The sequence below is a fragment of the Salinibacterium sp. NYA9b genome, from assembly GCF_976973725.1.
Window position 1 is genome coordinate 2991774 of record NZ_OZ333476.1, and the last position, 23097, is coordinate 3014870.

Sequence of the window (23097 nt, forward strand, 5' to 3'; positions counted from 1 at the left end):
GGGGCTATGCACGACGGCGCTGCTTCAACAGGAGAGCAATGAAGACGATCGCGCCCACGACACCCAAGATGAGCGACACCGGAACTTCGAACGGCATGATGATCGTGCGGCCGACGATGTCGCACACCGTCACGATCGCGATGCCCAGCAGGCACACCCAGGGCAGGTTGCTGCGCAGGTCGTCGCCACGGAACATCGACACGATGTTGGGAACGATGAGGCCGAGAAACGGCAGATTGCCCACGACAACCGTGACCACTCCGGTAGCGACTGCGATGAGCGCTGTGCCGATCAGCAAAATCTGGTTGTAGTTCACGCCGACATTCGTCGCTACGTCTTGGCCGAGCCCCGCAACGGTGAGGCGGTCGGCGAACAGGAAGATCACGACGACGACGAGCGCAACGATCCAGAGCAGTTCGTATTGTCCGCGCATCACTGAGGTGAAGCTACCGGCAAACCACACGGAGAGGCTCTGAAGCATGTCCGTCGAGAGAGCAATGTAGGTGGAGATGGCGCCGACTACCGAGCCGAGCATGATGCCGACGATCGGCACGATCAGCGAGGACCGCAGGGTGACGCGGCGTAAGAAGAGGAAGAAGATTCCGGTGCCGATGAACGCGGCTACGACCGCACCGCTCATACGGGCGAGGATGCTGGCTCCCGGAAAGAGGATCATGACGGTGAGCAGTCCAAGACCTGCCCACTCGGTGGTGCCCGTCGTCGTCGGTTCCACGAACCGGTTCTGCGTCAGTAGCTGCATGACGAGCCCGCTCATCGCCATTGCTGCGCCCGCGAGCACCAAGGCGATCGTTCGGGGAACGCGCGTGATGCCGAACATTCTTTGGCCGTCATCCGCCCCAAAGATGTCATAGACACCCGTAAAAAGGGAGGCGATCAGCAGCACAACAACACCCACCGTCGCGAGCAGGAGCTTCCAGTCGAAGAGGGTGGTCGTGTTGGCGGGCCGCCGTCGGGCCAGTATTGACGTCATCCGTGAGTGAGGGTTTCTGATTGAAGGACAGAACCGTTCGGTGCTGAAGATCGCCCGCGGGCACGCTTCAGCACCGAACGGCGTGAGTGACGCTAGTTTTTGGCTTCGAGCGCGTCAGCGAGTGCGTTGAAGAACTCGGTGTACGTCTGGATGCCCTCGTTCGTGTACGTGTCAGCCGGCATGTACACGAGGTTGCTTTCTTGCACCGCGGTCACGCCCGAGAGTGCTTCGGAGTTCTCAAGAACTTCGCTGCCCTGCACGTAGGTGGGGTCGTCGGCGAGAATTGCGGCGTCGCGGTCCATGACGAGAATCCAGTCGGGGTTGGAGTCAGCGATTGCCTCTACCGAGATGTCATCACCCTGGTGGTCTTCGCTGCTGTCATCGACATCCAGTGCGGCGGTGAAGTCGAAGATGTCGAAGAGCGGGCCGAGGGTACGACCGACGCTCGGAGCCGAGTATCCGATCTCTCCGCCGGAGGTGATGACGGCCATCACGGAGTCGTCCGCGTTGTATGCCGCGTTTACCCGCTCGATGGCGGCGTCGAAGTCAGCATTCAGCTGTTCAGCCTCTGCCTGCTTGCCGAAGATCTCACCAAGAACAGTGGTCTGGCGCTTGAGCTCGGCGTCGAAGGGCTCACCCTCGCGCGGGTCGAGCTCAACGATCACGGCATCGGGAACGAGCTTGGCAAAGTCGTCGTGGTACTGCGCGAACCGCTGCCCGTTGATGATGACGTCGGGCTGGACAGCAACAACAGCCTCGAGGTCAGGCTCGCCGTGGTTACCCAGGTCGATGATCGAGTCATCTTGCGTGTACGAAATCGTGCTGGGCATCAACGCGACAGCAGCGGCGCTGAGTTCGATACCCCAGGAGGCGAGCGTCTCGAAGGTGCGGTTATCGGTGGCGACTACCGAGGTGAACGGCGTGGCCAGCGTGTGGCTGCCGTTGTTGTCTTCGAACTGAACGGATGCTTCTGCTCCGTCTGAATCTGCAGCTTCAGGCGACGCGGTGCTGCAGGCAGCAAGCGCGAGAGCCAGTACTCCAACGAGTACTCCGTGCCGGGTTCGTGAAAAGTTCATGGTGTCCTTAGATATTTCGGATGACCGAAAGCGGTCGGGCGTAAAAACGCAACACCCGCTGCAGCGAGTGTTGCTTAGGTAAGCCTAACCTTAATAAAGACTGGGAGTCAAAGGAGTTTCAGTCGACAGCCGCATCAATTTGTGGGCGCGCCAATGACATCAATCGGGGCCCGAGTCAGCCGTTTCAGTCCGGTGAGCGACTACCGCCGCGCGTCAGAGCAGACTAATGCGAGGCGTCGCGATCCTGCTCATCCATGTCAAGAAGTTCGTCCTTGTCTGGACGCACGGCGAGCACGAGCATCGCGATAACAATAAGCGAGACGATGAAGGCAACCCCGGCAAAGATCAGGGCAAGCATCAATTCACGCGTCGACATGAAAACGACGAGACCGGCGAACAGCCCGAAAATTGCGGAAAGACCGAGCATTTCGGCTGGGCGCGTGCGATCACGCTTGTCTGGGGAGGCCACTATTCTTCTTTCTCTTGCACGACTGCGGTAACAACATCATGATCGGTTCTACTCCACTTCAGCGAGAGTGCCGCAATCACGAGGTACACCCCAAGAATGGCCCAATAAGCTCCGAGAAGACCGACCACCACAATGGATGCCGTGAGCTCACGGTCGATTCCGTCGGGGCCGGTGTAGGGCTGGCTGAATCCTGGCGGTACAAGCAGCACGACGAGCGCGAGCAGCGCGGTGAGGCTGCCGACGAAGACCCAGTCACGGGATGAGGCATCGCGGCCGCGGCTGCGGAGCCCGAGGTAGAGCTCAAGGAAGCCGGTGATGGCGGCGAACGCCGTTAGCAAGAAGACGAAGTAGGCCTGACCTCCGCCGGTCGCAACAAACGCGGCGACGGCGGTGGCGAGCGTAACAACGCCCTGCGTGATCGTAAAGGATCGGGCGATTCCCCGGTGCGGCGACATGATGCTCGCGGTCAGAAGCACGGCGCCAACGATGAGCGTGAAGCTGGCGAGGGTAACAAGACCGAGGCGCGACGAATGGTCGGCCGAGAAGGTAATCACAATCGCCAAGGCGATGGCGGGAATAGCGCGGGCTAGCGGCACGTACCACGCAGTGGATGCCGGCAGCGGCTCAGCGTGAGCACTAGTCAAGCGATCGCCTTCTTTCTCAACAAGCGGATGCTTCTAGTGTAGGCCGCTTGTGGCTTTCCCCTGTCGGCGGAGGCCCGACAGACTCGCCTACGATCCTGGCGGTAGATCGACGAAGCGCGAGAAGTGACCGTGGAATCCCACGGTGACGGTGCGAGTCGGTCCGTTACGGTGCTTGGCAATGATCAGGTCGGCCTCACCGGCGCGGGGGCTGTCTGCTTCGTACGCGCTTTCGCGGTGCAGCAGAATCACCATGTCGGCGTCTTGCTCGAGCGATCCCGATTCACGAAGGTCCGAAAGGGCCGGCTTCTTGTCTGCGCGCTGTTCAGGTCCACGGTTCAGCTGGGAGATAGCAATGACGGGAACTTCAAGCTCTTTGGCAAGCAGCTTGAGTGCACGCGAGAACTCACTGACCTCTTGCTGACGCGATTCAACTTTCTTACCGCTCGTCATGAGCTGCAGGTAGTCGATGATGACCATGCGCAGGCCGACCTTCTGCTTGAGTCGGCGGCACTTGGCGCGAATCTCAACGAGGGTCATGTTAGGGCTGTCATCGATATACAGCGGAGCATCATTGATGCGACCACGCGTCTGAGCGATCGTGGTCCAGTCGTTGGCGTGTACCGAACCCTTACGCATGTGCTGCAACGGAACGCTGGCTTCTGCCGAAAGCAGTCGCATAGCGATTTCGCTTCGACCCATTTCTAGCGAGAACACAATCGACGGCAGATCATGGTGGATGGATGCTGCGCGAGCGAAGTCCAAACCAAGAGTCGACTTACCAATAGCTGGTCGCGCGGCCAAAATGATGAGCTGCCCGGGGTGTAGTCCGTTGGTGAGTTCATCGAGCTCAGCGAATCCGGTGGGAACACCGATCATCTGGCCGTCGCGGCCGCGAGCTGCTTCGATTTCATCAATCGCGCTCTCTACGGCCGTCGTGAGGGGTACGTAGTCTTCGGTTTCGACTCCACCGGTCACGGAGTAGATCTCGGCCTGTGCGTTGTTCACGAGGTCGAGCACTTCGCCCTCACTGGCATAACCCATTTGGACGATGCGGGTACCCGCTTCAACGAGGCGGCGAAGAACCGCTTTCTCGGTGACGATGGTGGCGTAGAAGCCAGCGTTGGCTGCAGTGGGAACAAGACCGGTGAGCGTGTGGAGGTATTCGACTCCACCGGCTCGGGAGAGTTCACCCGTTTTCGTTAGCTCATCGGTGACGGCGATAACGTCGGTGGGTTCTCCGTGCGAGTACAGGGTGAGCACTGCGTTGAAGATGGTTTCGTGCTTCGGAACGTAGAAGTCGACACCACGCACGGTTTCGATGACGTCGGCAACGGCATCCTTGCTCAGAAGCATTCCGCCGATGGCGCTCTGTTCTGCAAGAAGGTCGTGTGGAGGTACGCGGTCGCCACGTGAGCTGCCTCGCGATTCGCCGGACTGGCGTTCGTCGCCCGAGAGGCCTAGGTGCGCGATCGACATGGTTTTCCTCCTAGTGGGGTAACTCCATTTATACGAGTAACCCCTGACACTCGGGCAGGCTCCACACTGGGACCCGCTCCAAGGCTGCTTTACCCTACGAAGCAGAATCAACTACCCACAACTGGGGATGTGTATAAACCTGTGCACAACTCGGACGAAACGCCGGGAGCCGTGTGAACAACCTGTGGAAACAACTGTGGAAACAACGGGGGATAAAGCGAATTAGAGTGCTCTGACCTGCACTTTTAGTTTTCACACACGATGTGTAAAAACATGCCTAAAGTGGAGATTGAGGGTTCCGTATTTTTCGTAATCCTGTGCACAAAAGGCTTGACAACGGCCCTTAAAACACAAGGACGACGAGCCGATTGGCCCGCCGTCCTTGTTGTAAAGCAGTTACTTGCTAGCAACCACCTGAAGAGTGATCGTCGCAACGATGTCGTCACGCAGACGGATCGTAGCTTCGTGGTCACCAACAGTCTTGATTGCCGACGAGATCTCGATCTTGCGCTTGTCGATGTCGCCAAGTCCTGCAGCGGCAACAGCGTCAGCCACGTGAGCGGGCTTGACTGAACCGAACAGACGGCCTTCGCGACCAGCGGTAACGCTGAGCTTCACCTTGGTTGCCTGAAGGCGAGCCTTCAGGTCCTGAGCTTCTTCGAGAGTGGCGTGCTCGCGCGATGCGCGTGCTGCCTTGATGGACTCGACCTGCTTTTCGCCACCGCGAGTCCACGCCACGGCAAAGCCCTGGGGGATGAGGTAGTTACGAGCGAAGCCGTTCTTTACGTCTACAACGTCGCCAGGCGCGCCGAGACCAGTCACTTCGTGAGTGAGGATGAGCTTTGACATGTCGGTGGCTCCTTAACGGCCCGCGCCGGCGTAAGGCAGCAATGCCATCTCACGGGCGTTCTTGACGGCCGTGGCGATGAGACGCTGCTCCTGAACGGAAACACCGGTGATACGACGAGCGCGGATCTTTCCACGCTCGGAGATGAACTTGCGAAGCGTAGCGACATCCTTGTAGTCGATAACGCCTACGCGGATCGACTTGGCTGGTGCGGCGTTCTTGCCGTCCTTGCCTTTGCGGATGGGCTTGCGGCGGTCGCCGCTGCTCTTTCCTGCCATGAGTGTTACTTCTTTCTGTAAATAAGACTGATCGTCGAGTGCCTAGAAAGGCGTCTCGTCGGAGTAGTTACCAGGGGTGTTCCATACATCGCCGGATGAGGCTGCAGGAGCGCTAGCTGCCCACGGCTCTTCCTTTGCCTGGCCGCCGCCGCCGTTGTTCTGCTGGACTCCACGAGGGGCCGAGCTGTCACGGGGGGCGCGGGTGATCTGCGTCGTTGCATAACGGAGGCTGGGACCGATTTCGTCGATCTCCAGTTCCATGCTCGTGCGCTTTTCGCCCTCTTTGGTTTCGTAGGAACGCTGACGAAGACGACCCTGCGCAACAACGCGGGTTCCCTTGGTCAGTGAGCTGGCAACATGCTCGGCGAATTCACGCCAGCAGGAAGCGCGGAGGAAAAGTGCTTCTCCGTCTTTCCACTCGTTGGATGCTCGATCGAAGGTGCGCGGCGTAGAGGCAATGGTGAAGTTAGCTACGGCAAGTCCGCCCTGCGTGTAACGCAGTTCGGGGTCTGCCGTGAGGTTCCCCACGACCGTAATGACTGTTTCGCCGGCCACGGTTACTTAGCTTCCGCTTCAGCCTTGGCTTCGTCAGCAGGAGCAGAAGGAGCGGCAGGTGCCGGAGCAGCCTTAGCTTCGTCAGCAGGAGCCTTGGTTGCGGCTGCAGGAGTCTTTGCTGGAGCAGCAGCCTTGCGGGCGGCCTTCTCTTCAGCAACCTTCTTGGCAGCAGCTACCTGAGCGAACCCAGCTTCTGCACGCAGCACCTTGGTGCGCATGACAGCTTCGCTGAGTGAGAGTTGGCGGTCGAGCTCGTCTGTTGACTTGCTCTCTGCGGTGAAGTTGACGACGGCGTAGATGCCTTCGGTCTTCTTGTTGATCTCGTAGGCCAAACGACGGCGACCCCAAATATCGATGTTATCGATGGTGCCACCGTCATTGCGGATGACATTGAGGAACTTGTCGAGACTGGGAGCCACGGTGCGTTCGTCGATCTCTGGATCGAGGATGACCATGAGTTCGTACTGATGCGTCACAAACCCACCTCCTTCGGACTTAAACGGTTACAGACGGTCTGTAACAGGAGGGTGTTGACGTTCATCGAACTGCCTAAGGGCAGTCAGACAACCTGCCCAGTGTAGTTGCTTGGCGCCCCAATACTCAAGGCGAGAAGAAAAGCCGCTTTCGCTAGCGGGCGTCTACTGGCGCGCAGCCCACCAGGCTCGCAAACGCTCTTCTGCTTCCTCATCGCCGAGCGGTCCTTCATCAAGACGCAGGTCGAGCAAGAATTTGTACGCCTCGCCCACATCGCGACTGGGTTTGAGGCCCAGGATCGCCATGATCTGCTCTCCATCGAGATCGGGACGAACTGCAGCGACTCCCTCTGCCTCAGCGATAGCCGCAATGCGGTCTTCGAGATCGTCGTACGCAAATGACAGTCGGTCGGCCTTGCGCACATTGCGCGTGGTGACATCCGCCCGCGTAATGATGTGAAGACGCTCAAGTTGGTCACCGGCATCCCGAACGTAACGGCGCACGGCCGAATCAGTCCAGGCACCCTCGGTGTAGCCAAAGAACCGCAGATGCAATTCAATAAGGCGCGCCACCGAGGTGATGGTCTCCTTGTCAAAGCGCAGTGCGCGCAGACGCTTCGTCGCGAGCTTCGCACCCACAACATCGTGGTGGTGGAAAGTGACGACGCCACCGCGCTCGATCTTGCGGGTCGATGGCTTGCCAATGTCGTGCAGCAACGCGGCAAGACGCAGGATCAGGTCGGGGCTTTCAATGCCGGGGCGACTCTTCTCGAGATCGATCGCCTGACGCAACACGGTGAGGGAGTGTTCGTAGACGTCCTTGTGGTGAGCATGCTCATCCACTTCAAGCTTCAAGGCGGGGACCTCAGGCAGCACCTGGTCGGCGAGACCTGTTTCGACCATGAGGCGGATGCCCGGCACCGGGTCATCCGTCTTCAACAGTTTTGTCAGCTCATCGCTCACCCGCTCAACACTCACGATGTCGAGGCGCGGAGCGAGCTGCTTCATCGCCGCGACAGTCGCGGGGGAGACCGTGAAACCTAGCTGGGACGTAAAGCGGGCGGCACGCATCATCCGCAGCGGGTCATCACCAAATGAAACCTCGGGGGAGCCAGGAGTGGTCAGCGTCTTACTGAGCAGATGTTCGACACCACCCCACGGGTCAACGAGCACGCGCTCAGGCAGCCGAAGGGCCATCGCGTTGACGCTGAAGTCGCGACGCTCTAAATCCTTCTCGAGCGAATCACCGAACGCGACAACGGGCTTGCGAGTTGCACCGTCATAGCTATCGGCACGGTACGTCGTGATTTCAACCGTCTCACCGTCGATGCGGGCAGCGATCGTGCCAAAGTCCCGACCGATATCCCACTGGGCCTCGGAAATCGGCTTCACCATGCGCATGATGTCGTCAGGGGTGGCATTGGTCGCAAAATCGAGGTCCGTGACCTTGCGGCCCAAGAACGCATCCCGCACCGGACCACCCACAAGGGCGAGTTCGAATCCTTCGGCAGCGAAGCGCGCCGATAAGGTGGCTACGGGTTTAGAGTCGGCAAGCTGTCCGAGACTCTCGATCGCGTGGGCAACACTCTCCATGATGCGACTAGTTTCGCACGAGCGCCGAGTGCAATTTGTCCCCAACCGCGCAAAGCACCCACCATTCAGACAAGGACGAATAAACTCACACCATGCTGGCCACGCGAGAGTACGGGGTAGTCCCTTGCCTATAAGAGTCTTTAGTGCCGCCCTGGCGCTCGGTCTCGGGCTTACTCTTGCCGCGAGCGGAGCCAGCGCCGCGCCCACTGTCACCGATGCTCCGGCGCTGACGACGGCATCCGCTGCGACCAATGTTGCCGTGATCGCACCACTAACGGTTCCCAGCGACAACGGCGGCCTTCTTGATGCCGACACTCTCGCCGACTACACCGAACCTCTCGGTCTGCTCACGCGCCAATTGGATGCCATGGCAGGCAAGCCTGTCGCGATTGCCATTGACCCCATGATTGTGGCCTCCATTCGCGTTCTGGGCACGAGCGCCCCCGACTCTGCGCGGGAATGGCTTGAGCGGCTTTCGCTCATCAGCAATGAGCTCGTTCCTTTGCCCTATGCCAACGCGGATGTCACGCTGGCGACTCAGTCGGAGGTGGGCGCCACTCTGGAGCCGATCTCATTCGATTTCGCACTGAATGCGGCCAACTTTGCCGCCGTTGAAGAGTCGACCCCTGCGCCAACGCAGACGTCTGATCCGATGGACGACGACCCCAACGCAGTGCCCGCGTACCCAACAACAGAAAATCTGCTCTCCTGGGACTACGCGATCGATGGTTTTCTTCGGCCCCGCACTGACACTGTTGTTGCCAGCGACCTCGCCGCCTTTACTGAACGTGGCTACAGCACCATCGTGCTCTCGTCGACGAATGTGTCTCGACCGGCCGGCGCTGGCTCAGTAACCACCATCGATGGTGTTGCTGCTCTCGTCGCCGACGCAACCGCCTCAGCAGCAATGGATGATGCCCTCGGCTCTACCGTCGACCGCGACGTCACCGCGGCCGATACCGCCCTCAGCGAAGCGGTGCTCAACGCCGGAGCAGCACAAACGGCGGGCACCGCATCCGTTCTCATCGCTATCGACCACTCACTCGAGCTGAGCTCGGCGAGGTTAGACGCTGCTCTCGCCACCATGACGGCAAGCCCGTCAATCACGATGGTCACGCTCACCGAACTCGCGTCGACACCAGCGGTCACGGCAACGATCAACGACATGCCTCAGTCCGAATCGCGCATTACTGACGTTTCTCGCGTGTTCACGGCCGCACGAGCGGAACGAACCTTCTTCTCCATCGCCGCTGACCCTGAAGCCCTTGTTGCCGAACGCCGGCTCGAGTTGCTCGATGTACTTGGCACGGTGGAAACCGAGGACCCCGCTGACTGGCTCACCGAGGTCAACCGCTTCCTCGTTGATTCCCGCGACCTACGCACCTCGGTGACCGTCGTGGAAGCCAGCAATTTCCTCCTCGTGGCCGACAACGGCTTCCTCCCCGTCTCCGTGAGCAACAACCTCGACCAGGCCGTCACCGTCTACATCACGGTTGATCCGCGCACCGGCCTCTTGGCCGTGGGGGACGGCCGCGTAGAACTGACGATTGAAGCGAACTCGCAAGCCAAGGGCGAGGTTCCTGTGCAGTCGCTGTCGAACGGTGTTGTGGATGTCGAGATCAGTCTCACCAGCAGCACCGGCCTCAGCGTTGGCTCCACAACAGTCAGCGAGATCAACGTGCAGGCTGGCTGGGAGACCCCGCTCGTGCTGGCCTTCGGCGCTGTCGTCGTCGTCATCTTTACCGTCGGCTTTGTCCGCAGCATCGTTCGTCGCAGAAAGCCTGTCAATGACTAACCAGCCCGGTCCCGAAGCCGAGCCCGAGCCAGGCATCCCCAGCGCCTCGTTGGGGCTCCCCACCCCCCAAACAGCGAGCATCGGTCGGGCGAGTGCGCTTCTGGCGTCCGGTACCTTCGTCTCGCGCATCCTGGGCTTCCTGAGTGCAGTGCTGCTTGCAAGCACGCTCGGCATAATCGGAACCGGTGCTGATGCCTACGGCATCGCGAATCAGCTACCTAAGAGTGTGTACGCGATTGTGGCGGGTGGCATGTTGAGCGCGGTCATCGTGCCCCAAATCGTGCGGGCGGCCCTTCACAAGGACGGCGGCCAGAAGTTCATCAACCGCCTCGTCACGCTAGGCATCGTTATCTTTGTGCTGGTTACGGTCGCGGCCACTTTCAGTGCTCCGCTCTTGGTCGACCTCTACACCCAAACCAGCGCTAAGTTCGGGCCTGACGAGGTCGCCCTCGCAACGGCCTTCGCCTACTGGTGCCTGCCTCAGATTCTCTTCTATGCGCTCTATTCACTCTTCGGTGAGGTGCTGAACGCTCGCGGAAAATTTGGCCCCTTCACGTGGGCTCCCGTCGCCAATAACGTCGTCATGGTCGCTGGCCTCATCGTCTTCCAGTTCATATTTGGCAGCGCCGATGGACTGCCGTCGTCGGCGTGGACTCCCGACATGATTGCGGTTCTTGCCGGCAGTGCAACACTCGGCATCATCGTGCAGGCAACCCTGCTGGGCTATTTTTGGCACCGGGCTGGTCTGCGCTACCGTCCCGAGTTCCGATGGCGAGGCGTCGGCCTGGGCACTGCAGGCAAAGCCGCCGCGTGGACCTTCGGCATGATCTTGGTCACGCAGGTCGGCGCTGTCGTGGAAACGAACGTTGCATCGCTCGCGTCGGGCAGCGCTTCCGTCTTCGCCATGGGCACCGCCTGGCTCATTTTTATGCTCCCGCACTCAGTAATCGCCGTCTCGATCGGAATGGCTTACTTCACCCGGATGAGTGGGCATGCGAGAGACAAAGACCTCGTCTCAATGCGCACCGATGTCTCCGGCGCGCTGCGCTCCATCCTGATGCTGCTGGTATTCGCAGCAATCGGCCTCATTGTCGTCGCCTATCCGTTTAGTGCTCTCTTCGCCAACGACCACAAGCAAGTTGTCTCGTTGGCGGGCGTGCTCATGATTTATCTCGTCGGTCTCGTGCCGTTCAGCATGATGTACGTGCTTCAGCGAGTGTTTTACTCCTTCGAAGACACCCGCACCCCGTTCTTCCTGCAGAGCTTCCAAGTGGTTCTCTACATTTCTGGAGCCCTCTTCGTCTCCACGCTCCCCGTGGAACGGATTGCGATGGGCCTCGCGACCGCGATCACGATCTCCGGCACGATTCAGACCACGGTGGCTCTATTCGTGATTCGCAAGCGCGTGCCGGGCTTCGAACTGCTTCCGCTGCTGCGCCGCCTGCTGTGGTTCGCCACCGCCATGATTCCGGCCGCTGCTGTGGGTCTCGGCATCCTCATGTTGCTGGGCGGATTCAGTGAAGGCTCGTTCGTTGTCGCCGGCTTCGCTGGTGGTTTCGCTTCGATCGCGCTGGCGGGAACCGCGATGCTCGCGGTCTACTCCGCCACCCTCGCTCTCACCAAGAACGACGAATTCTTCGCCTTCATTCGCCCGATCCTGTCGCGGCTGCGCCGCCGCTAGCAGCCCGCCCCTCCCATAGTTTTGCTGTGAGAAGGCGAACTCAAAGTGACAGGGTTCCGAACTCTTTGGTGTTAGCCCCGCACGCCCCAGCCACTCGGAATACTCCGTGGCTAGGATGTGTTGAACCGGGTAATCACAATCCCAAGGAGACACGAAAAGTGCGCCAACTCATCATCATCGGATCCGGCCCAGCTGGGTACACCGCTGCGATTTACGCGGCGCGCGCAAACCTTGCGCCACTCGTCATTGCGAGCTCTGTTGAGGCCGGTGGCGAGCTCATGAAGACCACCGAGATCGAGAACTACCCCGGCTTTGCCAACGGCATCCAGGGCCCCGAGCTCATGATGGAAATGCAGAAGCAAGCTGAACGTTTCGGCGCCGAGATTGTTCTCGACGACGTCACTGACCTTCAACTTGAGGGCCAGGTCAAGAAGGTCACGCTCGGCAACGGAGAAGTGCACGAAGCACTCGCGGTTGTCTTTGCGACTGGTTCTGCCTACCGCAAGCTCGGCCTTCCCGACGAAGAACGCCTCAGCGGTTATGGAGTTTCTTGGTGCGCTACGTGCGACGGTTTCTTCTTCCGCCAGAAGACGATCGCTGTCGTTGGTGGGGGAGACTCGGCCATGGAAGAAGCGACGTTCCTCACCAAGTTTGCTGAAAAGGTTTACGTGATTCACCGCAAGGATGAGCTGCGTGCCTCGAAGGCGATGCAGGAGCGTGCTTTCAGCGACCCGAAGATTGAGTTCCTCTGGAACAAGGCTGTAACCGGCATTACTGGTTCCACCCTCGTTGATGGCATTGATCTCACGGACACCGTCGATGGTTCCACCTCACACGTTGACCTCAGCGGGTTGTTCATCGCGATCGGCGCCGACCCCCGCACCCACTTGGTACACGGCCAGCTCGACATCAACGCCGACGGAACCGTTGCCGTGGATGGTCGTTCCTCTCGCACCAACATCACCGGAGTTTTCGCAGCCGGCGATGTCATCGACCCGACCTACCGCCAAGCAGTAACGGCCGCCGGCTCCGGCACCGTCGCTGCTCTCGATGCCGAGCACTACCTCGCATCACTGCCCCGCGAACTTGTCGCCAGCGCAATCCAGCCCACGGAACCAGCAGCTCCCGTAGCTGTCTCCGCCTAAACGTCCCATCGAACAAAGGAATTAGTCATGTCAGCAGCAACAGAAGTAACCGACGCCAACTTTGAAGAACTCGTCATCAACTCAAAGGACACCATCATGGTGGACTTCTGGGCTGAATGGTGTGGCCCCTGTCGCGCAGTTGGCCCGATCCTTGACCAGATCGCCAGCGAGAACTCCGACAAGATCAAGATCGTCAAGCTCAACGTTGACGACAACCCCCAGATGGCTATGAAGTACCAGATCACCTCCATCCCCGCGATGAAGGTCTTCAAGGGCGGCGAGGTCGTGAAGACCGTTATCGGCGCAAAGCCGAAGCCTGCGATTGAAGCAGACCTCGCAGAGTTCTTGGCCTAAAGCTCAGTCTCTGTCGAAAGCCTCCGGCATCCACTATTTGGTGGGTGTGCGGAGGCTTTCGTAGTTAACACCCGTGAGGCGTTCTGATTCGGCCCAGAGCTTCGCCGCGTCGACTTGGGAATGGGAGGCTGCATTCGATTCAACGCGCACAGGAGCGCCCCGATGTTGGTTGCGGCCGCTGGGACCGAAGAAGTCGGCGCCCTGCGCTGTAGGGTCAGTTGCTGCCCGCAGAGACGGCCTCGCGCCTTGCTTGGGTGTTTGCAGCCCCAGGAACACCAGCGCCTTCAGTGGTCGCAGGTACCAACGGTTGAAGAGATGATCTGCGAGGCCTGTGCCGGCAGTTCCCGGATGGGCTGCCACAGAAATCGCATCGACCCCAGCAGCGTCGAAGCGGCGTTGAAGCTCGTAGGCGAAGAGAAGGTTAGCCAGTTTGGAGCGACCGTAGGCCGCCCGGGGAGTGTACGAGCCATTGTGGAACATGAGGTTGCCGAACTCCATGAAACCCCAGCGATGAGCGAGGCTGGAAAGGCTCACCACGCGCGCTGCGGGTGTTGACTCAATCAGATCCATCAGGTGACCAGTCAACGCGAAGTGGCCCAGGTGATTGGTGCCAAGTTGGGATTCGAACCCATCGATCGTGAGTTGGGCATCCGTCATCATGATTCCCGCGTTGTTGACCAAGAGGTCGAGGCGCGAATGTTTCCCGTGAAACATCTCACTGAAACGTCGAATGGACTCTAGATCCGCGAGATCAAGAAGCATCGTCTCGAGAGACACCGCACCAAGGTCGTCAAGCAGTGCCTGCTTGGCCGCGTCGGCCTTCTCGGCGCTGCGCATCGTCATGACAACGTGCGCGCCAGCCTTCAACAGGGCACGGCTCGTCTCGAATCCGAGCCCAGAATTTGCCCCCGTCACGATTGCAACGGTGCCGGTTAGGTCCCCAATCTCTGATTCGGTCCATGTGGTGCGAGCGTTCACTAGTGTTCTCAATTTCATGGTCGAGGGCCGCCAGCGCGATGCGGCCGTTGTCACGGATTCTGCACACTGCGATAGCAGACCTCATGAGTTCAGCATGGGTTTCTATGCATCGCCTTTGAACGTTGTTCGGAGCAAAGCCGAGTCTGGTTTGGCCGAGATACCCCGATAACCCTTGCTCAGTTTCGAGTCCCAAGGGTCAAACGCCTATTGTTTAAAGTCAACCGAACGGGATTGCCCATGACAACACAGCCAAACAACCTCGACCAGTGGTTCGACCACTATGCAGATCGCGCCTCCGGCCTTGCCGCCTCTGAGGTCCGAGCGTTGTTTGCCGTGGCCTCGCGCCCCGAAGTTGTGTCGCTCGCTGGCGGTATGCCCTATGTTTCAGCGTTGCCTCAAGACCTCATCACCGAGTCCATCGATCGCGTCATGCGCGATCGCGGTCCGGCGGCACTTCAGTATGGTTCCGGCCAAGGATTGCCTGCGCTTCGCGAACAAATCCTTGAAGTGATGGCCCTCGAGGGCATCCGCGCCAGCGTGGATGACGTTGTCGTCACCACCGGTTCTCAGCACGCCCTCGAGCTCGTCACGAAGCTCTTCATCAATCCCGGCGATGTCGTCATTGCCGAGGGCCCCAGCTATGTCACGGCAATGGTCGTTTTCAAATCATTCCAGGCAGAGATAACGCACGTTGAGATGGATGAGTTCGGGCTCGTTCCCGATTCACTGCGGGCTCATATTGCCTCGGTGCGCGCCGCGGGCAAGACCATCAAGTTCTTGTACACCGTTCCGACCTTCAGCAACCCCGCTGGAGTCACTCTCAGCTGGGAGCGACGCCTCGAAGTGTTGGAGATTGCCCGGGAAAACGGCATTCTGGTGCTCGAGGACAATCCTTACGGTCTCCTCTATTTCGATGGTCCGCCGCCGCATGCGATGCGTTCCGTCGAAGAAGACGGTGTCGTGTACTTGGGCACGTTCTCGAAGACTCTCGCCCCCGGTTTTCGGGTTGGTTGGGTGCTCGCGCCGCACGCAATTAGAGAGAAACTCATCTTAGCGAACGAGGCGGCTGTGTTGTCACCGAGTTCCTTCACTCAGAACATCATTAGCGAATACATGAATGTCTCTGACTGGAAGGGGCAGATCGATACCTTCCGTGGTGTCTACCGCGAACGCCGCGATGCCATGTTGGATGCTCTCGACGACTATCTACCCGACCTCGAGTGGACTGTGCCCAACGGTGGCTTCTACATCTGGGTCACGCTTCCCGACAACCTTGACTCAAAGTCGATGTTGCCCCGTGCGGTCAAGGAGTTAGTGGCCTACACGCCAGGTACGGCCTTCTACGCGGATGGAAACGGGCGCAGCAACATGCGTTTGTCGTTCTGTTATCCAACCCCTGACTTCATCCGTGAGGGTATTCGTCGGCTCTCCACTGTGATCAACGGAGAGCTTGAGTTGCTCAGCACGTTCTCGCAGACAGCCCCTCTCACGGTTGTGCCTCCCACACCGTCGATGATCAACCCTCCAGCCAACCTCAGCTAGGACCCCCTCATGAACGATTCACCCACCCGCGTTCTCGTTCTTGCCGGCGGAATCTCGCACGAGCGCGACGTTTCCCTCCGGTCCGGTCGCCGTGTTGCCGACGGATTGCGCGCTCAGGGCAAGATCGTTGAGCTGCGCGACCCGGATGCCACATTGCTCCCTTACATTCGCGAATCGAAGCCGGATGTCGTGTGGCCAGCCCTGCATGGCGCCAGCGGTGAGGATGGTGCTCTGCGTGGTCTTCTCGATCTCATCGGCATTCCGTATGTCGGCTCCCGCGCGGATGCCGCCCGCCTCGCCTGGGACAAGCCGACCGCCAAGGCGCTCGTTTCCCGTGTCGGAGTACGCACGCCGCTCTCGATTGCGTTGTCCCGTGATTCCTTCCGTGAACTCGGCGCCCACAGCATTCTCGATGAGCTCGCCGATGAACTCTCGGGTGACCTCGTCGTGAAGCCCGCTCAGGGTGGTTCCGCTCAGGGTGTCTCGATCGTGACCGACCGTTCAGACCTTCCGCAGGCGATGGTCAACGCCTACAACTACTGCGACGTGGCTCTCATCGAGCAACGCATTACCGGTGTCGAGATTGCCATCGGAATTCTCGACAGCGGCATGGGTCCAGTTGCTCTGCCCGCCGTCGAGATCGAACCAGTCGATGGCGCCTACACTTTCGAGGCTCGCTATAATGCTGGTCAGACGCGCTTTTACACCCCGGCCAGAATCAGCGATGGTGAAGCCGATCGTGCAGCCGAAGCCGCTCTCGCAGCCCACTCCGCGCTCGGACTTCGTCACCTGTCACGGGTAGATCTCATCGTAGATGGCGCAGGCACGCCCTGGTTCCTCGAGGCGAATGTGTTGCCCGGCCTCACCGAGACCTCCATCCTTCCTCAAGCCCTTGTCGCTGCGGGACATGACCTGGGCTGGGTTTACGCTGCTCTCGCCGACATCGCGATGGAGGGCTAAGCAGCCGCTTTCGCCTTCGCCGGGGGAGCGGTCCCGCCTTCTGTACAACGCGTCGTCGACTTGGTTCGCGCCGTTTTCGGGCAATCATTCGTCCGTCCAACAAACGGCGGAGCAATGATCCGCTGGGGCACCGGGTGGCCCAGCGGAGAAGATTCTGTCGCTAAATGCCTCCCGGTTGCCCAATGTTTCACGTGGAACATCCGCAACTAGCCGGTTCGGGCTCCTAGCTTTACAGATCCGTTTCCGTTTCCGTTTCCGCTTCCGTTTCCGTTTCTGGTGCTGGTCCCGTTTCCGCAGCCGCAGCCAGTGCCAGTGCCAGTGCCAGTGCCAGTGCCACAGTTTCACGTGAAACATAGAGACCCGACGACAGGGCGAGCCAAAGCCCCGGTCAATGTTTCACGTGGAACAATCGCTTCCCAATCAGCGCGAGGGCGATCCTTTCAGGCGCTCGCCCTTCGAACGAGAGCAATAGGGTTCCTGAACCGAGGTGAGGGCCCAATCGTCGACGGGGCGCAGCGGCCGGCAGTCCCACTTGCGCGGCCCGAGCGGAAAGTCCCGAGAACCACCCTTGGCATACAAGGGCTATCAGGGGCAGGCCGTGACTCCCGCTCCAGTTCCCGCGCGTCCAATGGTTTGCGGGGGAGTGACCACACCCCACGCATGGGCTGCGCGCGGCGACACTCAATCCCACTGCTGCAACCCAGAGTCGATCAACTACTACTCACACAGCTCGTACCGATGCACAGAGCAGGGATCAGCTTCTACAGCGCGAGCGCCATCAGCGGGCTCGAACTAGAACTAGAACTAGAACTAGAACTAGAACTAGAACTAGAACTAGAACTAGAACTAGAACTAGAACTAGAACTAGAACTAGAACTAGAACTAGAACTAGAACTAGAACTAGAACTAGAACTAGAACTAGAACTAGAACTAGAACTAGAAAAGTTTAGCGATTGTGCCCGCGAACCTAGTGTTCTCACGAAACTGAGGCAACCGGAACCAAAAAATCCCGGATCAAGAAGACCTCGCGTTCGGGGTCGGCTGACGAGGAGCTGGCTAAGAGTTGAAGCCGGTGTCGCCGAGTTCTTCGAGGATTCGATTTAGATCCGCCACAGTTGCGAAGTCGATAACGACCTGGCCTTTGCTGGCACCAAGCGACACCTTCACACGAGTGTTGAGACGGTCGCCCAGACGCTCCGCGATCTCATCCAGATGGCCTTGCTTCTTACCCCGGGAGGGCTTGGAGCGCGGCGGTTTGGTCGAGAGCGAGCCCGCAGCTGCTTCAGCAGCACGAACGGAGAGCTCTTCATTGACGATTTTCTCTGCCAAACGCTCCATTCCGGCGTTGTCAGGAAGCGATAGGAGCGCTCGAGCGTGTCCCGCGGACAACACTCCGGCGGCAACGCGGCGCTGAACGCTTTCTGGAAGGCGCAAAAGACGCAAAGTGTTAGTGATTTGGGGGCGCGAGCGACCAATGCGTTCGCCCAACTGCTCCTGCGTGATGCCGAAGTCGGCCAAAAGTTGCTGGTAAGCCGACGCCTCTTCCAAAGGATTGAGGTTAGCGCGATGCAAGTTCTCGAGCAGCGCATCCCGAAGCATGTCTTCGTCGGCGGTGCTCTTAATGACAGCAGGAATTGTGGCGAGGCCTAAGTGCTTGCTCGCACGAAGTCGACGTTCACCCATGATGAGTTCGTACTGAGGCTGACCCTCAAGAGCACCAACGACGGGGCGCACCACGATCGGTTGGAGAACACCGATTTCGCGGATCGAGACGATCAGCTCCTCGAGTTCCTCTTGACGGAACTCAGTACGCGGCTGGCGAGAGTTGGGAACGATATCAAGAGGGGAGAGGCTCGCTAGCCGAGCGCCAGGAACCGACCGAAGTTTTTCGGGTGTCAGTTCCCCACCCGGGAAAAAGACGTCGACGGGGCGTTCTTCGTTCTCATCCGACGAGGGGATAAGCGCGCCGATACCCCGACCAAGACCAGTACGTTTTGGTGCTGCCATTATTTGCGTGCTCCTCGATAAGCAATCTCGGCCGCTGCTTCAAGATAGGAGAGCGATCCGGGGGAGTTCTGGTCATAACTAATGACGCTTTGCCCGTAGCTGGGTGCTTCAGAAATGCGCACCGAGCGAGGGATAACAGTGGTCAACACCTGCTTGGGGAAGTGTTGGCGCACATCGTCAACCACCTGGTTGGCAAGATTAGTGCGGGAGTCGTACATCGTCATCAGAATCGTCGAGACCCGAAGACGTGGGTTCAAATGACGCTCGATGAGCTTGATGTTGTTAAGCAACTGACTCAGACCCTCAAGCGCGTAGTACTCACACTGGATCGGAATGAGGACCTCTTGCGCGGCCACGAAAGCGTTGATCGTGAGAAGACCGAGCGACGGCGGACAATCGATAAACACATAGTGGAACGGTTCTGGCGTCTCCGCAAGAAAAGCATCGAGCGCAGAACGAAGGCGTTGTTCGCGAGCGACGAGAGAGACGAGCTCGATCTCTGCGCCGGCGAGATGAATCGTGGCGGGAACGCAGTAGAGCGCGTTGAATTCCGGGCTCTTCTGCACGACATCCGCCATCGGAACGTCGTTGATCATGACGTCGTAGACGCTGGGAGTCTCAGAACGATGCTCAACGCCGACAGCAGTAGACGCGTTTCCTTGCGGATCGAGGTCGATCACTAGGACTCGAGCGCCGGTGCGGGCGAGAGCAGCAGCAAGGTTGACCGTAGAGGTTGTCTTTCCGACGCCCCCCTTTTGGTTTGCCACGGTAAATACCCGGGGCTTCTCCGGGAGGGGGAGTGAAGCAGAGGCTACTGCCTCGCGACGGCGAGTCAGATCCGCGATCTCCCGCGCAAGCGGCGTGGTTTCATCGAACGACTTGCCTTGTTCGTTGACTTCGCTTTCGGGATGTTTCACGTGAAACTTTCTCTCGGGGTGGTGACAATAGGTAGGACTGGAGGCAGCTCAGAGCGTGGCCGAATCAGTCCACTCTAGCCCGAAAGACCCTAGTGATCTCGGGGGTAATCCCTTCACCGAGAACAAGTGACTCAACATCCTTGAGTCGAGCCTTGCGAATCGCCTTGGCAGCAGCTTCAATCTCTTCATCGATGCGGGCACCCTTCATGAAGACCATCTCGCCGCCGGGCGCAAGAAGGTGTTCGGTTGAGGGGATGAGCTTAGAAAGAGCAGTGACCGCGCGAGCAGTAATCTGAGTTAAAGCCTCAGCATACGGAGCATCTTGTGAACGAGAACGATCGACTACAACGTTGGATAGGCCGAGACGTTCAGACTCTGCCTTGAGCCAATCAACCCGGCGTTCCATCGGCTCAATCAAAACGAACTCGACATCAGGCCGCGCAATTGCGAGAACAAGACCCGGAAGACCGGCGCCACTACCTATGTCTCCCACAAGCCCTGGACGGAGCAGGGGAGCGACGAGTACACAGTTAACGATGTGTCGCGTCCACAGACGAGGCACCTCAAGCGGACCAATGAGTCCAAGCTCCTCACCTCGAAGAGCAAGGCTCTCCGTATAGGCGCGCGCGACATCAATGCGATCGCCAAACAGCTCGGCAGCTATTTCCGGCTCGCGCTCAAGCTCTAACTCGTCAGTCAATGTTTCACGTGAAACTATGAACGCGTGATGACAGTGTGACGGTCGCGACCTTCACCACTCGACTGCGAAACAAACCCACGCTCCGCAACGACATCATGAACGAGCTTGCGCTCGTATGACGACATCGCCGGAAGTGCGGCAGAATCCGCACCAGCCTCGATACGCTCCACGGCCGTGTCTACAAGCTTCGACAATTCAGCAGCACGCGCTTCACGCGAACCTCCGATGTCCAGGATGAGACGCGAGAATGCTCCCGTCTTGTTCTGCACAGCGATGCGAGTGAGTTCCTGAAGTGCCGTGACGGTTTCAGGCTTAGACAGGAGGCGGAGGTTTGTGTCTTCGCTCGACGTCACTGAGACGTAGGAGCGGCCGGCACGGGCGTCAATCTCGATGTCTCCATCGAGATCCGCAATATCGAGCAGCTCCTCAATGTAGTCGGCGGCAATGTCGCCTTCCTCTTCGAGCTGAGCAGTTGTGCGATCTTCGCGATCTTCCACAGGAGCGGACTCGACTGCGGTTGTATCGACGTCAGAAACGTTCGTCATTTCTTCTTTCCCTGCTTCTTCTTTGCACGGTTCTTACTTACGGGTTGATCCCGCTGCGGATTCTTGGGTTCCTCAATTACTGCGGTTCCAGAATCAGATTCGGGAGCCTCTTCAATGATTCCCTTGCGCTGATTGCGCTTCGCTAGACGAGCCTCGCGTGCGAGCGCTGCCTCACTACCGGGAGTCGGCATATTGCGAATAACGAGGAACTGCTGACCCATTGTCCAGAAGTTGGAAACGAGCCAGTAGAACATGACGCCCAAGGGGAAAGTGAACCCGGAGAAGGCGAAAACGAGGGGGAGTAGGTACAACATGATCCGCTGTTGGCGGTACATGGGACTAGCTTTCATCTCAGCCGACTGGTTCTTCGACATGATCTGAAGCTGGGTGATGAACTGCGAGCCGGTCATCAGGATGACCATGATGACGGCGGTGACGATGACGGCTACGTTGCCCTCTGCAGTGCTGATCGCGAGGTGCAGGGGAGCGATGTCGAACAGTGACGAGGTTCCGAAGGATTCTGAGAGCTCAGCGTTGAGGAGGCCAACACCAGGAGCGTTTCCCTCGAGCTGTGCGTTGCGCAGCACCGAAAAGAGTCCGAAGAAGATCGGCATCTGCAGAAGAAGAGGGAGGCACGAACTAAACGGGTTGGTTCCCGCGTTCTTGTACATCGCCATCGTTTCGCGAGACATCGCCTCACGAGAGAACTGATCCTTCTTACCTTTGTACTTGTCCTGGATCTTCTTGAGCTGAGGCGCGACTTCCATCATGCGACGCTGGCTCTTGATCTGGCGCACAAAGACCGGAATCAATGCTGCTCGCACAACCAAGACGAGACCAACGATCGAAAGAACCCAGGTCAGGCCGGCATCCGCATCCATTCCGAAGAAGGTAAGGATTTCGTGAAAGGCGACGAGGATTGCCTCGATTACCCACTTGATTGGCCAAAGCAGATTGCCAAAGAAAGCAAAAAGATCCATGAAGTGGTTAGCCCCTTTCGTGGCTTGCGGCTATAACAAAGCCGAACCGGGTGATCTGGTAGCGGTCATGCCGGCGAGCCGGGATGTCGTCGATACCACCCTCTGCCCACGGGTGGCAGCGAAGGATTCGACGAGAGCCAAGCCACACACCACGGAAAACACCGTGCTGCTGAATAGCTTGAAGAGTGTAGTGAGAGCACGACGGGTAATACCGGCAGACGTCTCCATACAGCGGAGATATGACTGCACGGTAGACGCGCAAAATGAGAACACAGAGGTTTCGCGGGATGAGCAGCGCGAACGTAACGACGGAACTCATACCTTCACCACGATGCGGTCGATCCCTTCTGCAATCTCAGCCTGAAGCGTAGTGCACTCAGCTTGCTCAGAACCTGCCAGAGCACGAACCACAATGTCTACATTCGACTGGACGTGAGGAAGAAGCTGAGCAGCAGCAGCGCGAAGCCGACGCCGAACTCGATTGCGTACAACCGCATTGCCAACCGCTTTAGAAACAATGAAACCAAAGCGAACGCTCTGAGACCGCTCATTGTTCACAATGTGGACAACGCAGTGCGGTGCTGTGAAACGACGACCGCGACGCACCGCCAAGCGAAAATCACTCGGAAGCGCCACACGGTTTGCCTTAGACAGCACCGGACGAGATTACGCGGAGAGTTCGGTGCGTCCCTTGCGGCGACGAGCGCTCAGGATCGAGCGACCCGCGCGGGTGCGCATACGCAGACGGAAACCGTGAACCTTCGCGCGGCGACGGTTGTTGGGCTGAAAAGTTCTCTTGCTCATAGCTATATCTCCAAGGCCCAGCTCTAGCAGCCGGGAAGAATTGGTAGGCCCAAGGGCCAGAAGTCAACTGATTAAAACTACGGCGTTAAACGGGTGCGGTCAAACCACACTTTGTGCAACGGCGCATTATCCACACAGAATACATCCTTATTGGTAACGACATGCTGTGGACAACTACGATGACTATCAGTGCACAACGGCCAAAAGACCGCAGTATTTCAGCGAGAATAGCTGTACTCACCAGTGGATAAGCCTGTGAGTAAATACTGCCAAGGGATGGGAAAAGA

General features: G+C 58.8%; 24 protein-coding genes and 1 pseudogene. 6 read left to right on the plus strand and 19 right to left on the minus strand.

Translation table 11 applies throughout. The annotated features are described in order from the left end of the window. Window positions 1-4 precede the first annotated feature (4 nt). The 10 genes and pseudogenes from ACWFSR_RS14370 to ACWFSR_RS14415 all read right to left on the minus strand — a co-directional run bounded on the left by ACWFSR_RS14370 (window position 5) and on the right by ACWFSR_RS14415 (window position 8402). Entirely contained in the window at window positions 5-991 is a 987-nt protein-coding gene (locus ACWFSR_RS14370; RefSeq protein ID WP_447522739.1) for an ABC transporter permease, read from the minus strand. 92 nt (window positions 992-1083) lie between these two features. Next, window positions 1084-2067, minus strand: coding sequence for a siderophore ABC transporter substrate-binding protein (locus ACWFSR_RS14375; RefSeq protein ID WP_447522740.1), 984 nt, complete (start codon window positions 2065-2067; stop codon window positions 1084-1086). 223 nt (window positions 2068-2290) lie between these two features. Beyond that, entirely contained in the window at window positions 2291-2536 is a 246-nt protein-coding gene (locus tag ACWFSR_RS14380) for a hypothetical protein (RefSeq protein ID WP_197106862.1), read from the minus strand. Then, window positions 2536-3180, minus strand: coding sequence for a hypothetical protein (locus tag ACWFSR_RS14385; protein WP_197106863.1), 645 nt, complete (start codon window positions 3178-3180; stop codon window positions 2536-2538). Before ACWFSR_RS14385 ends, ACWFSR_RS14380 begins: the two co-directional genes overlap by 1 nt. An 87-nt stretch (window positions 3181-3267) precedes the next feature. Beyond that, window positions 3268-4656 carry a replicative DNA helicase gene (gene dnaB / locus ACWFSR_RS14390; protein ID WP_197106864.1) on the minus strand — a complete coding sequence of 463 codons (1389 nt, stop codon included), beginning with the start codon at window positions 4654-4656 and terminating at the stop codon, window positions 3268-3270. Window positions 4657-5052: 396 nt separating this feature from the next. Next, complete coding sequence (gene rplI, locus ACWFSR_RS14395; RefSeq protein WP_197106865.1) at window positions 5053-5505, minus strand: 50S ribosomal protein L9; 453 nt, start codon at window positions 5503-5505, stop codon at window positions 5053-5055. Window positions 5506-5517: 12 nt separating this feature from the next. Further along, the gene (rpsR, locus tag ACWFSR_RS14400; RefSeq protein WP_009773575.1) at window positions 5518-5781 is read right to left on the minus strand and encodes a 30S ribosomal protein S18; all 264 of its coding nucleotides are present in this window, start codon (window positions 5779-5781) and stop codon (window positions 5518-5520) included. Window positions 5782-5823: 42 nt separating this feature from the next. Further along, window positions 5824-6336 (minus strand): single-stranded DNA-binding protein, encoded by a 513-nt coding sequence (locus ACWFSR_RS14405; protein ID WP_197106866.1) that lies wholly within the window; start codon window positions 6334-6336, stop codon window positions 5824-5826. A gap of 113 nt (window positions 6337-6449) precedes the next feature. Further along, window positions 6450-6791 (minus strand): annotated as a pseudogene (gene rpsF / locus ACWFSR_RS14410) (30S ribosomal protein S6); the annotation flags it as partial. A gap of 183 nt (window positions 6792-6974) precedes the next feature. Further along, entirely contained in the window at window positions 6975-8402 is a 1428-nt protein-coding gene (locus tag ACWFSR_RS14415; RefSeq protein WP_447522741.1) for a CCA tRNA nucleotidyltransferase, read from the minus strand. A 124-nt stretch (window positions 8403-8526) separates the two neighbouring features. On the opposite strand from ACWFSR_RS14415, the gene ACWFSR_RS14420 reads away from it, so the two are divergent. From ACWFSR_RS14420 to trxA, 4 genes are all read left to right on the plus strand, one after another. Next, window positions 8527-10197, plus strand: coding sequence for a DUF6049 family protein (locus tag ACWFSR_RS14420; RefSeq protein ID WP_447522742.1), 1671 nt, complete (start codon window positions 8527-8529; stop codon window positions 10195-10197). Then, on the plus strand, window positions 10190-11878 hold the full coding sequence (gene murJ / locus ACWFSR_RS14425; protein WP_447522743.1) for a murein biosynthesis integral membrane protein MurJ: 1689 nt from the start codon (window positions 10190-10192) through the stop codon (window positions 11876-11878). The genes ACWFSR_RS14420 and murJ overlap by 8 nt, the downstream gene beginning before the upstream one ends. Before the next feature lie 158 nt (window positions 11879-12036). Then, window positions 12037-13023, plus strand: coding sequence for a thioredoxin-disulfide reductase (gene trxB, locus ACWFSR_RS14430; RefSeq protein WP_447522744.1), 987 nt, complete (start codon window positions 12037-12039; stop codon window positions 13021-13023). 27 nt (window positions 13024-13050) lie between these two features. Next, window positions 13051-13377, plus strand: a complete 327-nt coding sequence (gene trxA / locus ACWFSR_RS14435; RefSeq protein ID WP_197106872.1) for a thioredoxin — start codon at window positions 13051-13053, stop codon at window positions 13375-13377. A 33-nt stretch (window positions 13378-13410) separates the two neighbouring features. Here trxA and ACWFSR_RS14440 read toward each other — a convergent pair whose 3' ends face one another. After that, window positions 13411-14355 (minus strand): oxidoreductase, encoded by a 945-nt coding sequence (locus ACWFSR_RS14440; protein WP_447522745.1) that lies wholly within the window; start codon window positions 14353-14355, stop codon window positions 13411-13413. A gap of 237 nt (window positions 14356-14592) precedes the next feature. Here ACWFSR_RS14440 and ACWFSR_RS14445 point away from each other — a divergent pair, with 237 nt between their 5' ends. Both ACWFSR_RS14445 and ACWFSR_RS14450 read left to right on the plus strand, forming a co-directional pair. Continuing rightward, a complete protein-coding gene (locus ACWFSR_RS14445; RefSeq protein WP_197106874.1) occupies window positions 14593-15897 on the plus strand; it encodes an aminotransferase-like domain-containing protein in 1305 nt (434 codons plus the stop codon). A 9-nt stretch (window positions 15898-15906) separates the two neighbouring features. Continuing rightward, a complete protein-coding gene (locus ACWFSR_RS14450; protein ID WP_197109167.1) occupies window positions 15907-16857 on the plus strand; it encodes a D-alanine--D-alanine ligase family protein in 951 nt (316 codons plus the stop codon). 1056 nt (window positions 16858-17913) lie between these two features. On the opposite strand, the gene ACWFSR_RS14455 is transcribed toward ACWFSR_RS14450, so the two are convergent. From ACWFSR_RS14455 to rpmH, 8 genes are all read right to left on the minus strand, one after another. Beyond that, window positions 17914-18864: a ParB/RepB/Spo0J family partition protein gene (locus ACWFSR_RS14455; RefSeq protein WP_197109166.1), complete on the minus strand. Its 951-nt coding sequence runs from the start codon at window positions 18862-18864 to the stop codon at window positions 17914-17916. Then, window positions 18864-19781, minus strand: a complete 918-nt coding sequence (locus ACWFSR_RS14460) for a ParA family protein (protein WP_307783756.1) — start codon at window positions 19779-19781, stop codon at window positions 18864-18866. The genes ACWFSR_RS14455 and ACWFSR_RS14460 overlap by 1 nt, the downstream gene beginning before the upstream one ends. Before the next feature lie 64 nt (window positions 19782-19845). Then, complete coding sequence (gene rsmG, locus ACWFSR_RS14465; protein WP_447522746.1) at window positions 19846-20481, minus strand: 16S rRNA (guanine(527)-N(7))-methyltransferase RsmG; 636 nt, start codon at window positions 20479-20481, stop codon at window positions 19846-19848. 14 nt (window positions 20482-20495) lie between these two features. Next, a complete protein-coding gene (locus tag ACWFSR_RS14470) occupies window positions 20496-21026 on the minus strand; it encodes a Jag family protein (protein ID WP_197106878.1) in 531 nt (176 codons plus the stop codon). Further along, window positions 21023-22006, minus strand: a complete 984-nt coding sequence (gene yidC / locus ACWFSR_RS14475; protein ID WP_197106879.1) for a membrane protein insertase YidC — start codon at window positions 22004-22006, stop codon at window positions 21023-21025. Before yidC ends, ACWFSR_RS14470 begins: the two co-directional genes overlap by 4 nt. 7 nt (window positions 22007-22013) lie before the next feature. Continuing rightward, window positions 22014-22325, minus strand: a complete 312-nt coding sequence (gene yidD / locus ACWFSR_RS14480; protein WP_197106880.1) for a membrane protein insertion efficiency factor YidD — start codon at window positions 22323-22325, stop codon at window positions 22014-22016. After that, a complete protein-coding gene (rnpA, locus tag ACWFSR_RS14485; RefSeq protein WP_307784128.1) occupies window positions 22322-22663 on the minus strand; it encodes a ribonuclease P protein component in 342 nt (113 codons plus the stop codon). The genes yidD and rnpA overlap by 4 nt, the downstream gene beginning before the upstream one ends. 9 nt (window positions 22664-22672) lie before the next feature. Beyond that, window positions 22673-22810 carry a 50S ribosomal protein L34 gene (gene rpmH / locus ACWFSR_RS14490; protein WP_055810406.1) on the minus strand — a complete coding sequence of 46 codons (138 nt, stop codon included), beginning with the start codon at window positions 22808-22810 and terminating at the stop codon, window positions 22673-22675. Between the last annotated feature and the right edge of the window lie 287 nt (window positions 22811-23097).

Excerpts from the sequence above, each read along its gene's own strand:
- ACWFSR_RS14455 (WP_197109166.1), bottom strand. The coding sequence starts at position 18,864 with ATGGCAGCACCAAAACGTACTGGTCTTGGTCGGGGTATCGGCGCGCTT.
- trxA (WP_197106872.1), top strand. The coding sequence starts at position 13,051 with ATGTCAGCAGCAACAGAAGTAACCGACGCCAACTTTGAAGAACTCGTC.
- yidC (WP_197106879.1), bottom strand. The coding sequence starts at position 22,006 with ATGGATCTTTTTGCTTTCTTTGGCAATCTGCTTTGGCCAATCAAGTGG.
- yidD (WP_197106880.1), bottom strand. The coding sequence starts at position 22,325 with ATGAGTTCCGTCGTTACGTTCGCGCTGCTCATCCCGCGAAACCTCTGT.
- rpsR (WP_009773575.1), bottom strand. The coding sequence starts at position 5,781 with ATGGCAGGAAAGAGCAGCGGCGACCGCCGCAAGCCCATCCGCAAAGGC.
- ACWFSR_RS14415 (WP_447522741.1), bottom strand. The coding sequence starts at position 8,402 with ATGGAGAGTGTTGCCCACGCGATCGAGAGTCTCGGACAGCTTGCCGAC.
- murJ (WP_447522743.1), top strand. The coding sequence starts at position 10,190 with ATGACTAACCAGCCCGGTCCCGAAGCCGAGCCCGAGCCAGGCATCCCC.
- ACWFSR_RS14470 (WP_197106878.1), bottom strand. The coding sequence starts at position 21,026 with ATGACGAACGTTTCTGACGTCGATACAACCGCAGTCGAGTCCGCTCCT.
- dnaB (WP_197106864.1), bottom strand. The coding sequence starts at position 4,656 with ATGTCGATCGCGCACCTAGGCCTCTCGGGCGACGAACGCCAGTCCGGC.
- ACWFSR_RS14450 (WP_197109167.1), top strand. The coding sequence starts at position 15,907 with ATGAACGATTCACCCACCCGCGTTCTCGTTCTTGCCGGCGGAATCTCG.
- rplI (WP_197106865.1), bottom strand. The coding sequence starts at position 5,505 with ATGTCAAAGCTCATCCTCACTCACGAAGTGACTGGTCTCGGCGCGCCT.
- ACWFSR_RS14375 (WP_447522740.1), bottom strand. The coding sequence starts at position 2,067 with ATGAACTTTTCACGAACCCGGCACGGAGTACTCGTTGGAGTACTGGCT.
- ACWFSR_RS14445 (WP_197106874.1), top strand. The coding sequence starts at position 14,593 with ATGACAACACAGCCAAACAACCTCGACCAGTGGTTCGACCACTATGCA.
- rpmH (WP_055810406.1), bottom strand. The coding sequence starts at position 22,810 with ATGAGCAAGAGAACTTTTCAGCCCAACAACCGTCGCCGCGCGAAGGTT.
- ACWFSR_RS14370 (WP_447522739.1), bottom strand. The coding sequence starts at position 991 with ATGACGTCAATACTGGCCCGACGGCGGCCCGCCAACACGACCACCCTC.